This is a genomic window from Streptomyces tyrfis (assembly GCF_037034285.1).
Classification (GTDB): Bacteria; Actinomycetota; Actinomycetes; order Streptomycetales; family Streptomycetaceae; genus Streptomyces.
This window is the reverse complement of record NZ_JBAGJZ010000012.1, coordinates 134646-148434: the sequence shown is the minus strand read 5'-3', so window position 1 is coordinate 148434 and position 13789 is coordinate 134646. Positions and strand designations below refer to the sequence as shown.

Here is a 13789-nt window from a genome sequence, read left to right as displayed (position 1 = left end):
GCGAAATCCGTGGAATCAGGGCAGACCACCCGGACCCCGGCAGGGGGTGCGGGGCGTGCGGCCGCGCTCCGGTGGGCCGATATCCTGATCATGCCGCGTGCCCCCCACCCCGCCCCGATCCCGGTCGGGGCGCGCCGTGGCATTCGGAGCGGCCCACAATTCGAGATTGGTGCACAGGTGCTGGTAGCTGGTCGGTACCGCTTGACGTCCCCCATCGGCCGTGGCGGCATGGGTGAGGTGTGGCGCGCCGAAGACGAAGTGCTCGGCCGCTCGGTGGCCGTGAAGCTGCTGCTGGGCGACCACGCGGACGAGTCCGCCACCGCCCGGTTCCGCCTGGAGGCGCAGACGGCGGCCCGCCTGAGCCATCCTCATCTGGTGGCCGTGTTCGACTTCGGTACCTGGGAGGGCCGTCTCTTCCTCGTGATGGAGCTCGTCGAGGGCACGAGTCTGGGCAGTCTGCTGGCGGCCGAGGAACGGCTCGGCGCCGAGCAGGTCGCCCGGATCGCAGCCCAGGCGGCCGCGGGGCTGGCCGCCGCCCACCGGCAGGGCATCGTGCACCGCGACATCAAGCCCGGGAACCTGATGCTGGACGCCGAAGGGTCTGTCAAGATCGGTGACTTCGGGATCGCGCAGTTCGTCGACGACCCGTCCGCCGCGCTGACCACCACGGGGCAGATCGTCGGCACCAGCCTCTACCTGGCCCCGGAGCGGGCCCTGGGCCGTACCGCCGGAGCGGCGTCCGACATGTACTCACTGGGCTGCGTGATCTACCAACTGCTGCTGGGCGAGCCGCCGTTCCGCTCCGACACGGCGACGGCCACGCTCTACCAGCACGTGGACACGCCGCCCGTGCCGCTGCGGCAGCGCGGCGTCGACCTGCCCCCGGCCTTCGACTCCTACCTCCTCGGCCTGCTCGCCAAGCAGCCCGAGGAGCGGCCCACCGCCCAGCAGGTCGCGGACTGGTTCCACGGCGACGCGTGGCGGGGGCAGCCGGAGCCGATGCCGATGTACGCCGCGCCGCCGCCCGCCCCGCCGGCCGCCGTCCCGTACACGGCTCCCGCTCCGGCTTTCGACACCACCACGACGTCCGGCGGCGCGGGCGCCGCCGTGGGCCCGGCGACCTACCGTCTGCCGCAGAGCGGCGGGCACAGACGGCGCTCGGCCGCCCCGGCCGCGCCCGCCCGGCGGAGCACCAAGGCCCGGGAGGCGATCCGGCGCCGGCCCCGGGTCGCCAGCGCCGTCGCGGGCACGGTCGCCTTCATCGCGGCCGTGTATCTGGGCATGACCCTGTTCTCCCCCGACTCCGGCGCGGGGGACACACCGGACACCGAGCCCAGCGCGAACACCGCGCCCGGAGCGCCGGGGCAGCCGTCCCGGCCCGTCCAGGACGGCGGGAGCGACACGAACAACGGGAACAACGGGGCCGGCCAGGACGACGGCGGCGACGAGCAGGACTGAGCCGCCGGCGCGGCTTTCCTCGCCTCCTGACGGCACGTGAACCGATCGCGCGCTGCGGGCAGTTGTGCGATCCCACCATCGCCGCTTGACCAAACTTGCCAAGTCTCCCGGAGACCTCCGCAGTTCGTTGACGCGACCATGACCACATGTGAGTGTTCGGTCGCTCGATCAGGGACGACGGCGACGCGGGCGGCCGAGGCGGTCGGTCACGCGGGCCGCTGCCCGTGATCGGGGCCCCCACCGATTCAAGGAGCCTCGATGAAACGCAGACCCTTGACGGCCGGGACGACCCTGGCCGTCCTCGCCGGAATGCTGGTCGCCACCGGCGCCCAGTCGGCTTCCGCCGAACCGTCCCCGCCCGCCCCGACCGCGCTCCAGGCCGCGGTGTCGGCGGCCGACCGGGCCGCCGCCAGTGGTCTCGACACCCTGGCGAAGGGACCCGACGAGCGATACGAGCGCCAGATGGTGACCCCCTGGGTCAAGGGCATGTACTCGGTCGCCTATCAGCGCACCTATCGCGGACTGCCGGTCGTCGGCGGGGACGCCGTCGTGGTGGCCGACTCCGAGGGCCGGGTGCGCGGCGCCCAGTCGGCCCTGCCCGAGCGGATCAACGTGCCGACCACCCCGACCGTCTCCGCCGCGGCGGCCGAGGCGACCTCCCGCAGGCGGCTCGCCTCGGTGGACCGGGTGGAGTCGCACCGTCTGGTGGTGCGCGCCGCGGGCAGATCCCCGCGCCTGGCCTGGGAGACGGTGCTCGGCGGACGCACCGCCAAGGCGCCCAGCCGCCTGCACGTCTTCGTCGACGCGGGCACCGGCAAGGTCCTCGACGCTTACGACGACGTCAAGGCCGGCACCGGCAACAGCCAGTGGAACGGCCCGAATCCGCTGACCATCGACACCACCGCCTCCGGCGGCAGCTACTCGCTGCGCGATCCGAACCGGCCCGGTCTGAGCTGTGCCGACTACAGCACCGGCGGCGTCTTCAGCAAGTCGACCGACTCCTGGGGCACCGGCAACGCCTCCAGCAAGGAGACCGGCTGCGTCGACGTCATGTGGGCGGCCCAGCACGAGTGGAACATGCTCAAGGACTGGCTCGGCCGCAACGGGCACGACGGCAACGGCCGCAGCTGGCCGGTCAAGGTCGGCCTGAACGACGTCAACGCCTACTGGGACGGCTCCTCGGTCTCCATCGGACACAACAACGCCAACCAGTGGATCGGCGCGATGGACGTGGTGGGCCACGAGTTCGGCCACGGCATCGACCAGTACACCCCCGGCGGCGCGAACAACGAGTCCGGTCTGGGCGAGGCCACCGGCGACATCATGGGCGCCCTGACCGAGGCGTACACCAACGAGCCGGCGCCGTACGACGACCCGGACTACACCGTCGGCGAGAAGGTCAACCTGGTCGGCAACGGCCCGATCCGGGTCATGTACAACCCGTCGCAGACCGGCGACCCGAACTGCTACAGCGCCTCGATACCCAACACCGAGGAGCACAAGGCGGCCGGTCCGCTGAACCACTGGTTCTATCTGCTGGCCGAGGGCTCCAGCCCGGGCGGCGGCAAGCCCTCCAGCCCCACCTGCAACAGCTCCTCGGTCACCGGCGTCGGCATCCAGAGCGCCGGCAAGGTCTTCTACGGCGGCATGCTGCTCAAGACGAGCGGAATGACCTACAAGCGCTACCGCACGGCCACCCTCACCGCCGCCAAGAACCTGGACACGAGCTGCGTCCTGTTCGACCGCACCAAGGCCGCCTGGGACGCGGTCAGCGTCCCCGCGCAGAGCGGCGACCCGACCTGCACGTCCTCCGGCAACAACGACTTCACCCTGTCCCTGGACCCGTCGTCCGGGTCGGTGAAGCCGGGCGCGTCGGTGACCGCCGCGGTGCGTACCACGGTCAGCTCCGGGAACGCCCAGCCGGTGCAGCTGTCGGCGAGCGGGCTGCCGAGCGGGGTCACCGCCTCCTTCAGCCCGTCCTCGGTGCAGTCCGGGGCGTCCTCGACGATGACGGTGTCCGCATCGTCGTCCGCCGCGCCGGGCGCGTACACCTTCACGGTGAAGGGTGACGGGACGCAGAGCCACACCGCGCAGTACACCCTGACGGTGGACGGCGGCGGCGGTCCGGGCGGCGGCGCGCCCGACATCAGCGTCGCGAATGTGCAGGCCCATCTGACGCAGCTGAACGCCATCGCCACCCAGAACGGCGGCAACCGCCGTGCGGGCAGCGCCGGTTACACCGCTTCGGTGGCCTATGTGCGGGGCAAGCTGGAGGCGGCCGGCTACACCGTCAGCGAGCAGACCTGCACCAGCTGCACGTACCGGGGCAACAACCTGATCGCCGACTGGCCGGGCGGCCCCTCCGACCAGACCGTCATGTTCGGCGCCCATCTGGACGGCGTCGCCGCGGGGCCCGGCATCAACGACAACGGTTCGGGTTCCGCCACCCTGCTGGAGAACGCCCTCGCCCTGGCCAGGGCGAACCCGGCGATGACCAAGCACGTCCGCTTCGCCTGGTGGAACGGCGAGGAGCAGGGGCTGCAGGGCTCGAAGTACTACGTCGGCCAGCTCACCGCCGCCCAGCGCGCCGCCGTCAAGGGCTACTACAACTTCGACATGGTCGCCTCGACCAACGCCGGCTACTTCATCAACAACGTCAACTCCGCCGCCTCGGCCCCGATGAAGGAGTACTGGGACTCGCTGAACCTGGCGCCGGAGGAGAACGTCGAGGGCCAGGGCCGTTCCGACGACTACTCCTTCCAGCAGGGCGGCATCCCCACCTCGGGCTACGCCACGGGCGCCAGCGCCACCAAGACCTCGGCGCAGGCTGCCAAGTGGGGCGGCACGGCGGGCCGTTCCTACGACTCCTGCTACCACCAGTCCTGCGACACCACCGCCAACATCAACGCGACCGCCCTCGACCGCAGCGCCGACGGCGTCGCGTACACGGTGTGGAAGACCGCCGTCGGCAGCACCGCCCCCGCCGACGACTTCTCCGTCTCGGTGAAGCCGGTCTCCGGCGACGTCCAGCCGGGCGGATCGGTCACCGCGACGGTGTCGACCGCCACCACCAGCGGCTCCGGCCAGACGGTGCGGCTGACCGCCTCGGGCGCGCCGAGCGGGGTCACCGTCTCGTTCGCCCCGGCCTCCGTGCAGTCGGGTTCGTCGTCGACGATGACCGTCTCGGCCGGGGCCCAGACCGCGCCCGGCACGTACACGCTCACCGTGACCGGCACCGGCACGGCCGCCCACACCACCACGTACTCGCTGGTCGTCGGTGGCGGCGGGGGCAGTTGCCGGGCGAGTCAGGCCGTCGTCAACGGCGGCTTCGAGAACGGCGTCGCACCATGGACCCAGACGGACGGCGTGATCAACAACCGGACGTCGGAGAAGCCCGCGCACGGCGGCTCGTACATGGCCTGGCTCGGCGGCTGGGGCTCCACCCACACCGACACCCTCGCGCAGTCCCTGACGATTCCGGCCGGCTGCTCGACGTACCAGCTGTCGTTCCATCTGCGCACCGACACCAACGAGTCGGCGGGCTCCCCCGCCTACGACACGCTGACCGTCAAGCTGGGCGCCAGGACGCTCGCCACGTACTCCAACCAGGACGCGACGAACTCCTACGTCCAGCGGACCTTCGACGTCGGCGCGTTCGCCGGGCAGACGGTCAGCCTGGGGTTCACCAGCAGTGAGGACGCCTATCTGCAGACGAGCTTCGTCGTCGACGACGTCACGCTGAACGCGAGCTGACCGAAAAGGTACGGCACACCGGGCGGGGCGCGTGCGTGCGCGTCCCGCCCTCGCCGGTTCAGCGGACCGCGGCCGCCAGCCGGCGGGCGAACTCCTCGGTCTCGGGGCGTTCGCCGCGCGCGGCGGCCAGTCTGCTGTGCAGGCCCCGCAGTTCACGGCCCAGCAGCGTCGACGCGTTCACCTCGACGGTGTCCAGCACGGGCCCCGCCACGGCGATCGCCGCCTGCGGGTCCTGGGCGCAGGCATGGGCGTCCGCCATCCGCACCAGGAGCAGCGCCCGCGCCGAGCGCATCCCGGCCGGCAGCAGTTCCAGGGCGTCCCGGCTGGCCCCGACGGCCCGCAGCGCCAGCCGCCGGTCCCCGGTCGCGGCGGCGAGGTCCCGCAGCGCGCCGGCGGCGCCGGACTCCACCCGCAGGCGCACGGAGGCGACGGACAGCCACGGCGCCTCCGTCTCGTCCCTCTCGCCGACCCGGTCCAGCTGCGACCGGGCGCGGTCGATGTGCCCCAGGGTCTGCCGCGCGTCGCCGCGCAGCGCGTGCCCGCGCGCCAGATACAGGTCGCTCATGACTCCGGCCCAGTGCCGGCCGGTGGCGGCCTGCCGGATCGCGGCGCCGTAGGAGAGCGCGGACGGGCCGTCGCCCTCCAGCCGCGCCAGGGTGCTCATGTCGCTGAGCGCGGCCACCTCGGTGCCGATGCGGCCGGCCAGACCGGCCCAGCCCAGCGACCGGTCCAGCCAGGCCATCGCCGTCGCATTGCGGCCCCTCAGCAGCCGCAGGCAGCCGGCCGACTGCGCGTACTCGGCCGCCAGCGGCGCGAGTCGGCGCTGGTACGGCGCCGCGGGCAGGACCATCCAGCGGAGCATGGCGTGCAGGGTGCGCTCGATCACGACGGCCGCCCCGGGCCAGGCCCGCTCCTCGTCGGCGCGCAGGCAGAAGGCGAGCAGCGCCGTCAGGGCGTGCACGGTGTCGGTGTCCAGCGGCGGGCAGGCGACGGCGGCCGGGCCGAGCGCGCAGAAGGCCGCGTGCAGGGCGGCGCAGTCGGCGAGCGCGGGCACGGCGCAGCCGTCACGGCCGTGCGCCGGGCACATCAGTCCGTAGGCGGGCAGCCGCGCGGGCAGCTCGGTGTCCGGCGGCAGCATGGAGAGCAGGTCGCCCCCGGCCGGCTCGCCGGGCGGGGGCCCGGTGCGGGCGGCGGTCGCCGCCCGGCGCGCGCACGTTTCCTCCCCGGCGCCGCCCGGTGACTCCGCCTCCGCCGCCTCGCAGGCGTCGAGGAGGTCGCCGCCCGCCGTCAGCAGTTCGTCGAGCCTGCGGGCCAGCGGCAGCGGTGTCTTCCGGGCGCCGTGCTCCAGCTTGCTGATGGCGGTGTGGTCGTAGCCGACCCGGGCGCCGACCTGGGCCTGGGTGAGCCCGGCACGCCTGCGCCACTGGCGCAGCCGGGTTCCGAAGGACCGCCATGCCTCGGCGGTGCGGGCGTCCGGCGAGAGGCCCACGCCCTCGGTCACCCGGCGCTCCGCGAAGCCGCGCCGGACGCCCCTCGCGTGCCATGTTCATGGCTCATGGCGGGAGAATAGCGAGCGCGTGCGCGCGCTGTCCCCGGTGCGACGGGAAGACGGGCCCTGCCGCTTGCCGCCCTCCGGCACGACGCGCCGGGCGGGGGCATTTTCCGGACCTGTCGCACAACTCCCTTGCCGGATCGCCCGGTTGGAGTCGGCCGGGCCGCATGGAGGAGCGATCCGCGGGGCATACGACCGGTATCCGAGTGGAGGTGGTGGCCGTGGGCCGCATCAGGATCGTCCGACGTCCGCAGTCGCCTTCGCGGCCGCGCCCTCTCGACCTCCGGACCCCCTCGGGCCGCCCGCTGCCGTACTGAGCCGCCGGGCCCGCGGATTCCGGGCCGCCCGCGCGCCCCGGCCGGCGATCCGGCCGCGCGCCGGCGCCGAGACCGCACGGTGGGCGGCGCGCCGGGCCGCTCCCTCGTGGACGGCCGTGTGAAGACACGCCCTGGGGGCGGCCCGGTTCCGCGGCGGCGTCCCTTGATCGATGATGAGGCCCGGGGCTGCCGCCCCCGGTCCGGCGCCGGCCGGGCCGGACACAGACGAAGGGGTCCTCATGCGGGAAACGACAGACCGGTCTCCGTCGTACGAAGAGCCCGTTCACGGCACGGACGAGGAGGCCCAGGTCGTCGTGGTCGGGGCGGGTCCGGCGGGTTCGGCGGCCGCCTACCACCTCGCCCGGGCGGGGATCGACGTCCTGCTCGTGGAGAAGTCCCGCTTCCCCCGGGAGAAGGTGTGCGGGGACGGTCTGACGCCGCGCGCGGTGCACCAGCTCATCAGGATGGGCGTCGACATCAAGGCCCCGGGGTGGACGCGTTCGCGCGGGATGCGCTGGGTCGCCGGAAGGCACCGGGTGCACATCGACTGGCCGGCGCTGGGGCGCTACCCGGACTTCGGGCTCACCCGCAGCCGGCACGACTTCGACGACCTCCTGGCCCGGCACGCCGCGTCGGCCGGGGCCCGGCTGCGCACCGGGGTGAAGGCGACCGGGCCGTCGACCGACCGGGCGGGTCGCGTCACCGGCGTCACCGCCGCCGTCGCCGGGACGAAGAAACCCCTGACGTACCGCGCGCCGATCGTCGTCGCCGCCGACGGCGCCTCGGCCCGGATGGCGCTGGCCCTGGGGCTGCAACGGGACCGGCGCAGGCAGATCGCCACCGCCGCCCGCCGCTACTACCGCAGCCCGGAGCGCTCCCGGGAGGAGTACCTGGAGCTCTGGGCCGACCTCCGCTTCCCGGACAGCGACCACTATCTGCCCGGCTACGGCTGGATCTTCCCGATGGGCGACGGCCGGGTCAACGTCGGCCTCGGCGCGCTGCCGCACCGCCGGCACGGCACGGCCGACCTGCGTGCGGCGCTGGACCGGTGGCTGGCCCGCACCCCGGAGGCGTGGGGGCTGCGCGAGGAGAACGCCGAGGGCCCCGTCCGGAGCGCGGCCCTTCCGCTGGGCTTCAACCGCCACCCCCTCTACACCCGCGGCCTGCTCCTGGTCGGCGATTCCGGAGGCATGATCAGCCCCTGGAACGGCGAGGGGATCGGGCAGGCCATGGAGGCCGGGGAGGTCGCGGCGGAGACCGCCGCGCTCGCGCTCGCCCTGCCTCCGGGGCCCGGCAGGGAGCGGGTGCTGCGGGGCTACCCCGTCGAGATGAACCGCCGCTGGGGGCGCTACTACCGGCTCGGCAACACGGCCGCCGATCTCGTCTTCAGCCGGTCGGGGTTCCAGCCGGTCCTCAACCGCCATGTGATGGGGTCGCCGTTCCTGCTCAACACCCTGGCCCGGCTGCTGACGAACCTCACGGACCGGCCCTCGCGCGACCTCGTCGACCATCTGCTGAACGGCGTCGTGCGCGTGGTGCCGGAGCCGAGGGTGCGGACCGGGCGCTGAGCCGGGGCGCGGACCGGGCTCGGCGCCGGGGCCGCCGGGCGGGAGGGCGCGCGCTTCCGGCGCTCAGGACCGGCGGCGGGGCTTCCCGCGCCTGCCGCCCTTGGCGCCGCCGGAGCCGGAACCGCCCCGCGGGCTCTTCCCCGTCGTTCTCCCCCCGGCCCGGCCGGTGGCTCCGCCCGTTCCGCGGCCGGCCGACTTGCCCGAGGCTCCGCCGGCCGCGGGCTTGCGGCGCGCGCCGCCCGTGCCGGGGCGCTCGTCCTTCGGCTGCGGCGGGGCCTTGGGGCGGCCCCGGGTGCTGTTGACGGTCCGCCCCCGGACGATGCCGATGAAGTCCTCGACCAGGTCCGTGGTCTCGTCCTCCGGCCAGGACAGCGCGACGCGCGACTGGGGTGCGTCGGTCACCGTCCGGTAGGTGAGGTCCCTGCGGTGGTGCAGGCGGGCGAGCGACTGCGGAACCACGAGGAGGCCGACTCCGGCCGCGACCAGTTCGACGGCGTCCGCCGTCGTCGCGGGGCGTTCGATCGCGGGCCTGCCGGGGAGACGTTCCCAGGCGAGGGTGTCGTCGAGGGGGTGCAGCACGATGTCGTCCGCCAGGTCCTCCGCGGAGACCTCCTCGACCGCCGCGACGGCGTGGTCCTTCGGCACCACCACGACGGTCGTCTCGGTGTAGAGGGGGATGGCGCTGAGGTCCGTGCGGTCGGTCGGCAGCCGCAGCAGTCCCGCGTCGGCGCCGCCGTCCCGCAGCAGGGCGGCCGCCTCCGCGGCCGGTACCGCGACGAGAGTGAGGGGGACGTCGGGCAGCCGCTCGTTCCAGATCCTCACCCACTTGGCGGGCGTCGCCCCGGGGACGTGGGCGAGCCGGAACGAGGGGGTTTCTTCCGAGCTGGTCACCCCGCCAGGTTACCGGCCCTGGTCAGAGGCGGTGCACACGCTCGATACCCTGGACCCCATGACGTCCCACAAGACCGCCCAGACGATGAAGCCCGCCACCGCGGCGAAGAAGCTGGGCGTGTATCTCGAGGCCACCCCCGCCGCGTTCCGGGAAGGCGCCGTCTCGCGCACCGAGCTGAACGCACTGCAGTCCGACCCGCCCGAGTGGCTGCGCGACCTGCGGCGCGACGGCCCGCACCCCCGGCCCGTGGTCGCCGCGAAGCTGGGCGTGTCCATCTCGGGGCTCGCCCGCGGCGGGGTCACCGACGCCCTCACCACGGAGCAGATCGAGGAGCTGAAGAAGGAGAACCCCGACTGGCTCCGGCGCGAGCGCGCCACCCAGGCGGAGGTCCGCAAGGAGACGGTCCGCATCAAGGAGAAGCGGGAGGAGCGGGCGAAGCGCGCCGAGCAGGGCGAGCCGCGCGTCTGACCTGCTCGCCGCCCTCCCCGATCGGGGAGATTTGGCATACCATCCGCGCATGACCCAACTGACCCTGGCGAATGTGCGCCCCTGGGGCGCGGAGCCCGTGGACATCACGATGTCCGGCGACCGGATCATCTCCGTCGCACCCGCCGACCGCGCGAGCGACGACGGGGAGCACGGCGAACGCCTGGACGGAGGCGGACTCCTGGCCCTGCCGGGCTTCATCAACGCCCACGCCCACGTGGACAAGAGCTGGTGGGGTCAGCCCTGGGTCCCCTACGCCGGCGAGCCCACGACCTCGGGCCGCATCGCGCATGAGCGCGACAGGCGCGACGGTCTCGGTATCCCGAATCTGGATTCGACGGTCGCGGTGCTCCGCGAGTTCCTCCGGCACGGCACGACCGCGGTGCGCAGCCATGTGGACGTCGACCTCGGGGTCGGGCTGCGCGGGATCGAGACCGTCCGCGAGGCGGTGGACGCCCTGGGCGGTGCGATCGAGGTGGAGATCGTCGCGTTCCCGCAGGACGGCGTGATCCGCCGCCCGGGGGTGCTGGACCTGCTCGACCGGGCCGCCGAGGCCGGGGCGACCAGCGTCGGCGGCATCGACCCGGCGTCCATCGACCGTGATCCCGTGGCCCAGCTCGACGGCCTGTTCGCGGTCGCGGAGCGGCGCGGGGTGGGTCTCGACATCCATCTGCACGACGGCGGGGAGCTCGGGGCGTTCCAGTTCGAACTCATCCTCGACCGGGCCCGGCGTTCCGGGCTGCGCGACAAGGTGACCGTCTCGCACGGCTTCGCCCTCGGGGAGCTTCCGGCGGCCCGGCAGGAGGCGCTGCTGGACGGCTGCGCCGAGGCGGGCGTCTCCTGGACGACGGTGGCGCCGCCGCGCACCGCGCCGCTCCCCTGGCGCGGGATGCGGGACCGCTCCGTCGCGCTCGGCCTGGGCACCGACGGGATCCGGGACCTGTGGTCGCCGTTCGGGGACGGCGACCTGCTGCGGGTCGCGCTCGGTTTCGCCCGGCTCCACGGTCTGCGTACCGACGAGGAGCTCGTCCACGCGGTGGAGCTGTCCTCCCGCCGTGCGGCCGGCTTCGTCCACCGCCGGGTCCACGACCTCGTCGCGGGGGCGCGCGCGGACATCGTGCTGATGGACGCCGAGAACGTCCAGGACGCCCTGGTCCGCGCCCCGGGGCGGCGCCTCGTGGTGTCCGGCGGGCGGGTGGTCGTCCGGGACGGCGAGCTCCAGGTCTGACGGCCCGGTCCTGCCGTGTCCGTTCCCGTCGCCGTCCCGCCCCCGCCTCCTGTCAGGTCTTCCGGAGGTCGGGGGCCGGCACCCCGATGAGCAACCGCCGTACGGCGTCCCACGCGGCGCGCGTCGCGCGGGTGACGGCGGGCGAGTCACTGCCGACCACCCGCACCCACGCCCCGCACTCGTCGGGCAGGGTGCTCACGCCGAAGGACAGGCCCGTGGCCGCGAGCGCCTCGTGGAGGACGTCCGCGACCCGGGCCGCCGGGGCGAGCGGGGTGACCGCGTACAGGGTGGCCATCAGGTCGTGCCCGGCGAAGACCGCCGGCCCGGTGACGCCGCCCGGTCCCCGCGTGTCGAGGCGTACGGTGTCCACCGCCAGGAGCGGTCCGCCGGTCTGCCGGATCTCCAGGTCGCTGAAGAGCAGCCGGTAGGCGTGCCGTTCGCCGCGGGCGAGCCGCCCGGCCGCGATCGTCTCGCCCAGCAGCACGGTGGCGGTGGGATGGACGTCCACCCGGGTGTGCTGGTAGAGGCGCGCGTCCCGGTAGGGGATCAGCGGGTCGGGCAGGTACTCGACGTAACTCCCCTCCCCCGCAGTGAGGTTGACGGCCTGGGTCGCGTGGTCGAACTCCATCCGGTGCACCTTGGTGGCGGCCTGCGTGGTCAGGTGCACCGCGGTGCCGGGGCCGCAGTCGACGTCGATCCGGTTGCGGTCGGCCTGCACGATGCCGCCCCCGGTCGACATCAGATACGTCACCGGCAGGTCCGGCCGCAGCGGGTCGACGTACAGCGGCCGCATGATCTGCAACGGCGACTTCTGGTAGCGGTCGACGAGTTCGGTGCGGTCGCCCACGCGCGCGTAACGCAGTTCGAGCAGGCCGACCTTGCCGGGGCGCCCGGCGGCCAGTGTGTCGGGCGGGCCGGCCAGGTCGAGCAGCTCGGCCGGTACCCGCGGGGGTTCGTAGTGCGCGGGGTCCAGCCGCGCGGGCGCCTCGGTCACGCGGAAGCCGCCTCCCGCGCGGCTTCGTGGGACAGGAGGAAGTCGGCGACGGCATCGAGTCCCTCGCCGGTGAGGGAGTTGGTCAGCACCACCGGCCTGCCCTCCCGGACGCGGTGCGCGTCCGACTCCATCACGGCGAGGTCGCACCGCACATAGGGGGCGATGTCCACCTTGTTGATGACGAGGAGTTCGCACTCGGTGATGCCGGGGCCCCGCTTGCGCGGCATCTTGTCGCCCTCGGCGGTGTCCAGCACGAACAGAAAGAGGTCGACTAGCGCCGGGCTGAAGGTGAGGGTGAGGTTGTCCCCGCCGCTCTCGAAGAGCAGGGTGTCCACCTCGGGGAAGCGTTCGACGAGTTCGTCCGCGGCGGCCTGGTTCATCGACGGGTCGTCGCGTACGGCGGTGTGCGGGCAGGCCCCGGTCTCCACGCCGACGATCTTCTCGGCCTCCAGGACCCCGGCCAGGGTCCGGCGCACATGCGCGGCGTCCTCGGTGGTGTAGATGTCGTTCGTGATGACGGCGGGGGTGCGGCCGCGTCCGATCAGCACGGGGACGAGCGCCTCGATGAGCGCGGTCTTGCCGGAGCCGACCGGCCCGGCGACTCCGACGCGCAGGACGCCGTCCCGGGGACGGCGGACGAGCTCGTCGTGGTCGTGCTGGTGGTGCCTGGCCTGCATGGGGTCGTGCATGGTGATCCTGTCTGTGGTGTCTTCGTACGGGTGGGAGGAGGGGGAGCCGCCGCGGCCCCCGGCGATGGGAGCAGCGGGCCGGCGCCCGCGCCTCGCGGCGACGGCGCGCGCGGCCCGGGCGCGGCCGTCAGCTCGCGAACAGCCGTGCCTCGGCGCGTTCGTGACGGCCCGCCATGACGTCCGCCACCGGGACCCAGCCCCCGAGGTCCGGGAGTTCCCGGTGCAGGGCCGCCTCGACGGTCTCCTCGATCACGGGGGCGGCCCGGTGGAGCAGCACCTGGGCCCGGCGGTGGTCGGTCAGCCGCAGTCTCAGGGCGGCTCCCGCGAAACCCGAGGCGAACGCGAAGAGTTCGCAGGCAACGGCTTGACGAGTGGTCAGCCCGTTGGCGGCGTGGACGACGGCGGCGACGACCGGCTGGCAGCCGCGCACCGCGCCCTCGGCACGGAGGGCCCGGTACCGCTCGATCTGCGGCGTGCCGTACACCTCGGCGGCCAGGTCCAGCAGTTGCCGCCCGGTGCGGACGGCGGCCTGCCGGGCCTCACGGCCCAGTTTGGTGGCGTACAGCCGCTCCTCCACGGCCGCCACCGCGTCCCAGTCGTCGGCGGTGACCGAGCGGTGGGCGAGGGCAAGGGCGGTCGCGTCGGACGGCCCCGCGCTGTGGCGCAGCAGGTCGTGCAGGAGGTCCGGCAGGCCTCGCGGGGTCACCGCGCGGGCCTGCTGGAAGCCCTCCAGACCGTGGGAGAGGGTGTAGTAGCCGCTGGGAAAGGCCGAGTCGGTGAGCTGGAGTCCGCTCAGCAGGGACCGGATCGGCATCGGGTCGTTCACGCCGGGTCTCCGTTCGTGCCAGGGGC

General features: G+C 73.9%; 10 protein-coding genes. 5 read left to right on the top strand and 5 right to left on the bottom strand.

Going from position 1 to position 13789, the window contains the following annotated elements; translation table 11 throughout:
* Positions 1-228: 228 nt before the first annotated feature.
* Together WA762_RS12180 and WA762_RS12175 are read left to right on the top strand one after the other, a co-directional pair.
* Positions 229-1458, top strand: a complete 1230-nt coding sequence (locus tag WA762_RS12180) for a serine/threonine-protein kinase (RefSeq protein WP_335935542.1) — start codon at positions 229-231, stop codon at positions 1456-1458.
* Between the two features lie 258 nt (positions 1459-1716).
* On the top strand, positions 1717-5211 hold the full coding sequence (locus tag WA762_RS12175; protein ID WP_335935541.1) for a M28 family peptidase: 3495 nt from the start codon (positions 1717-1719) through the stop codon (positions 5209-5211).
* Positions 5212-5269: 58 nt separating this feature from the next.
* On the opposite strand, the gene WA762_RS12170 is transcribed toward WA762_RS12175, so the two are convergent.
* A complete protein-coding gene (locus tag WA762_RS12170; RefSeq protein ID WP_335935540.1) occupies positions 5270-6712 on the bottom strand; it encodes a helix-turn-helix transcriptional regulator in 1443 nt (480 codons plus the stop codon).
* A gap of 607 nt (positions 6713-7319) precedes the next feature.
* Here WA762_RS12170 and WA762_RS12165 point away from each other — a divergent pair.
* Positions 7320-8648, top strand: coding sequence for a geranylgeranyl reductase family protein (locus WA762_RS12165; RefSeq protein WP_335935539.1), 1329 nt, complete (start codon positions 7320-7322; stop codon positions 8646-8648).
* A gap of 63 nt (positions 8649-8711) precedes the next feature.
* Here the strand turns inward: WA762_RS12165 and WA762_RS12160 are convergent, their stop codons facing one another.
* Positions 8712-9539 (bottom strand): LysR substrate-binding domain-containing protein, encoded by an 828-nt coding sequence (locus WA762_RS12160; RefSeq protein WP_335935538.1) that lies wholly within the window; start codon positions 9537-9539, stop codon positions 8712-8714.
* Positions 9540-9597: 58 nt separating this feature from the next.
* Here WA762_RS12160 and WA762_RS12155 point away from each other — a divergent pair, with 58 nt between their 5' ends.
* Both WA762_RS12155 and WA762_RS12150 read left to right on the top strand, forming a co-directional pair.
* Positions 9598-10008 carry a DUF5997 family protein gene (locus tag WA762_RS12155; protein ID WP_335935537.1) on the top strand — a complete coding sequence of 137 codons (411 nt, stop codon included), beginning with the start codon at positions 9598-9600 and terminating at the stop codon, positions 10006-10008.
* A 49-nt stretch (positions 10009-10057) separates the two neighbouring features.
* Positions 10058-11254: an amidohydrolase gene (locus WA762_RS12150; RefSeq protein WP_335935536.1), complete on the top strand. Its 1197-nt coding sequence runs from the start codon at positions 10058-10060 to the stop codon at positions 11252-11254.
* 52 nt (positions 11255-11306) lie between these two features.
* Here WA762_RS12150 and WA762_RS12145 read toward each other — a convergent pair whose 3' ends face one another.
* The 3 genes from WA762_RS12145 to WA762_RS12135 form a co-directional block, all read right to left on the bottom strand.
* Complete coding sequence (locus WA762_RS12145) at positions 11307-12248, bottom strand: urease accessory protein UreD (protein WP_335935535.1); 942 nt, start codon at positions 12246-12248, stop codon at positions 11307-11309.
* Entirely contained in the window at positions 12245-12925 is a 681-nt protein-coding gene (gene ureG, locus WA762_RS12140) for an urease accessory protein UreG (protein ID WP_335935575.1), read from the bottom strand. Before ureG ends, WA762_RS12145 begins: the two co-directional genes overlap by 4 nt.
* Before the next feature lie 139 nt (positions 12926-13064).
* Entirely contained in the window at positions 13065-13751 is a 687-nt protein-coding gene (locus WA762_RS12135) for an urease accessory protein UreF (RefSeq protein WP_335935574.1), read from the bottom strand.
* Positions 13752-13789: the final 38 nt, after the last annotated feature.

What these genes read in the sequence shown, in the direction of transcription:
- WA762_RS12150 (WP_335935536.1), top strand. Translation starts at nt 10,058, where the DNA reads ATGACCCAACTGACCCTGGCGAATGTGCGCCCCTGGGGCGCGGAGCCC.
- WA762_RS12180 (WP_335935542.1), top strand. Translation starts at nt 229, where the DNA reads ATGGGTGAGGTGTGGCGCGCCGAAGACGAAGTGCTCGGCCGCTCGGTG.
- WA762_RS12165 (WP_335935539.1), top strand. Translation starts at nt 7,320, where the DNA reads ATGCGGGAAACGACAGACCGGTCTCCGTCGTACGAAGAGCCCGTTCAC.
- WA762_RS12135 (WP_335935574.1), bottom strand. Translation starts at nt 13,751, where the DNA reads ATGCCGATCCGGTCCCTGCTGAGCGGACTCCAGCTCACCGACTCGGCC.
- WA762_RS12175 (WP_335935541.1), top strand. Translation starts at nt 1,717, where the DNA reads ATGAAACGCAGACCCTTGACGGCCGGGACGACCCTGGCCGTCCTCGCC.
- ureG (WP_335935575.1), bottom strand. Translation starts at nt 12,925, where the DNA reads ATGCAGGCCAGGCACCACCAGCACGACCACGACGAGCTCGTCCGCCGT.
- WA762_RS12155 (WP_335935537.1), top strand. Translation starts at nt 9,598, where the DNA reads ATGACGTCCCACAAGACCGCCCAGACGATGAAGCCCGCCACCGCGGCG.